The organism is Streptomyces sp. URMC 123, from assembly GCF_051386515.1.
Lineage (GTDB): Bacteria > Actinomycetota > Actinomycetes > Streptomycetales > Streptomycetaceae > Streptomyces.
Genome location: NZ_JBPQTV010000533.1, coordinates 1 through 2,550, shown reverse-complemented (window position 1 = coordinate 2,550; position 2,550 = coordinate 1). Strand labels below are relative to the sequence as shown.

The window sequence follows — 2,550 nt, the reverse complement described above, 5'->3', positions numbered from 1 at the left end:
GGGCGCGGCCAGCGATCCGTAGATCGTCGGGCCCTCCACCGTGTTGATGAGGTAGATCCGCAGCAGGAAGCTGCCGAGCACCCACATCGTCAGGGCCACCAGCGCGCCCGGGATGTCCTCGGCCCAGGGCGAGCGGACCGGCACCGACACGTGGTAGAGCGTGGTCAGGAAGACCACCGACAGCACCAGCACCACCGGCCAGTACAGCGCCCGTACCAGCCCCTGGCTCCACGGCACGAAGTCCATGACGGCCTCGGGGCCCGCCACCATCAGTGGCAGCGCCACCGCCCCGATGACCAGGGCGATGATGTACAGCAGGAAGGCGAGCAGCCGGGTCTTGACGATGCCGCGGACGCCGTCGAGCCCGTACATCACGGTGATGGTGTCGATGAAGACGTTGACCGCCCGGGAGCCGGACCACAGGGCGAGGGCGAAGCCCAGGGAGATGACGTCGGGCCGGCTGCCGCGGGTGACGTCGTCGAGCACCGGGCGGGCGATCTCGTCGACGCCCCGGTCGGAGAGGACCGCGCCGGAGGCCGTGAGGATGTTCTCCCGGATGTTGTCGATGGTGTACGTGCCGATCACCGTGTCGAGGTAGCCCAGCAGCCCGATCAGCGCCCACAGCAGGGGCGGCAGCGACAGCAGGGTGAAGAAGGCGGCCTCCGCGGCCAGCCCCATGACCCGGTACTCCATGCACGAATTGACCGTGTCCTTCAGCAGCAGCCACGCGACCTTGCGCTTGGACACATGGGGGTACAGGGCCCGCGCCCTGTGCAGACGACCCGAAGGCCGCTCGGGGGATGACTCGGCTGCTCGCACCTCCTTAACGTATCTGCCATGGCAGCCACCACACACACCGTGACCAACCAGCCCCCGCCCCTGGTGGGCCACGACGTCTTCACGGCGGACCGGGCCCTGGCCGAGGGGGTGGCCCGGCACGCGGCACCCGAACGGCTGGCGGAGATCCGCGCGGAGCTGTCCGAGCTGGGGCGCGCGGCCGGATCGGCCGAGGCCCAGGAGTGGGGTGTCCAGGCCAATGAGCACCCGCCCGTGCTCCGCACCCACGACCGCTACGGCCACCGGATCGACGAGGTCGAGTTCCACCCGGCCTGGCACCGGCTCCTCGCCCGCGGCACCGCCGCCGGGCTGACGGACGCCTGGGGGCGGCCGGACGGCCATCTGCGCCGGGCGGCGGGGTTCCTGATCTGGACCCAGGTCGAGGCGGGGCACGGCTGCCCGCTGTCCATGACGCACGCCGCGGTGCCCGCGCTGCGCGCCGAGCCGGAGCTGGCCGCCGAGTGGGAGCCGCGACTCGCCTCCCGCTCGTACGACCCCCGACTGCTGCCGGCGGCGGACAAGCCGAGCGCGCTGTTCGGCATGGCGATGACGGAGAAGCAGGGTGGTTCGGACGTTCGGGCGAACACCACCCGCGCGGAGCCCCTGGCGGCCGAGGGCGAGTACGTCCTCACCGGGCACAAGTGGTTCTGCTCGGCCCCGATGTCCGACGGCTTCCTGGTGCTGGCCCGGACCGCGCGGGCGGACGGCGGCGGCGGCCTGACCTGCTTCATGGTGCCGCGGGTGCTGCCGGACGGCACCCGCAACGCCTTCGCCATCCAGCGGCTGAAGGACAAGCTGGGCAATCGGTCGAACGCCTCCTCGGAGGTGGAGTTCGACGGCACGACGTGGGCGCGCCGGGTCGGCGAGGAGGGCCGCGGGGTCGCCACCATCATCGAGATGGTCGCGGCGACCCGGCTGGACTGCGTGACGGGCTCGGCGGCCCTCATGCGGCAGGCGGTGACGCAGGCCGTGCACCACGCGGCACACCGCAGCGCCTTCGGCGGCCCGCTGATCGACAAGCCGCTGATGCGCAACGTCCTGGCGGACCTGGCGCTGGAGTCGGAGGCGGCGACGGCGCTGGCGCTGCGGCTGGCGGCGGCGTACGACGCGGGCGGCGAGAGCGACCGGCAATTCCTGCGGCTGGCCGTTCCGGCGGCGAAGTACTGGGTGACCAAGCGGTGCCCGCCGCTCGCCGCGGAGGCGCTGGAGTGCCTGGGCGGCAACGGCTACGTGGAGGAGTCCGGGATGCCCCGGCTGCTGCGCGAGGCGCCGCTGAACTCGATCTGGGAGGGGTCGGGGAACGTGCAGGCGCTCGATGTGCTGCGCGCGCTCCAGCGCGAGCCCGCGGCCATCAACGCCTTCCTCACCGAGATCGGGCGGGCGCGCGGCGGCGACCACCGGCTGGACGCGGCCATCAAGGACCTGCTGACGGAGCTCGCGGATCTGGACGGCATCGAGGCGCGGGCGCGGCGGCTGGTGGAGCGGATGGCGCTGGTGCTCCAGGGGTCGCTGCTGGTGCGGTTCGCGCCGCCGGAGGTGGCCGACGCGTTCTGTGCCTCGCGGCTGGGCGGCGACTGGGGCGGCGCGTTCGGGACGCTGCCGCACACGCTGGACCTGGCGGCGGTGGTGGAGCGGGCGCGCCAGTAGTGCTCGGTGAACACGTCGCCGGTCTCGAACCGTACGAAGCCGAAGTCCCGGGACGGCGGGCCGGCC

General features: G+C 72.9%; 2 protein-coding genes and 1 pseudogene. 1 reads left to right on the top strand and 2 read right to left on the bottom strand.

Features of this window, described 5'->3' with window-relative positions; genetic code table 11:
- The coding region (locus ACSNOD_RS30405; protein WP_436770302.1) for a YihY/virulence factor BrkB family protein at positions 1–819 on the bottom strand (819 nt) is incomplete at its 3' end.
- An 18-nt stretch (positions 820–837) separates the two neighbouring features.
- Between ACSNOD_RS30405 and ACSNOD_RS30400 the strand changes: the two genes are divergently transcribed.
- Positions 838–2,484: an acyl-CoA dehydrogenase family protein gene (locus tag ACSNOD_RS30400; RefSeq protein WP_436770301.1), complete on the top strand. Its 1,647-nt coding sequence runs from the start codon at positions 838–840 to the stop codon at positions 2,482–2,484.
- Here ACSNOD_RS30400 and ACSNOD_RS30395 read toward each other — a convergent pair.
- Positions 2,469–2,550 (bottom strand): annotated as a pseudogene (locus tag ACSNOD_RS30395) (DUF402 domain-containing protein); the annotation flags it as partial. The gene ACSNOD_RS30400 and the pseudogene ACSNOD_RS30395 sit on opposite strands and share 16 nt — an antisense overlap.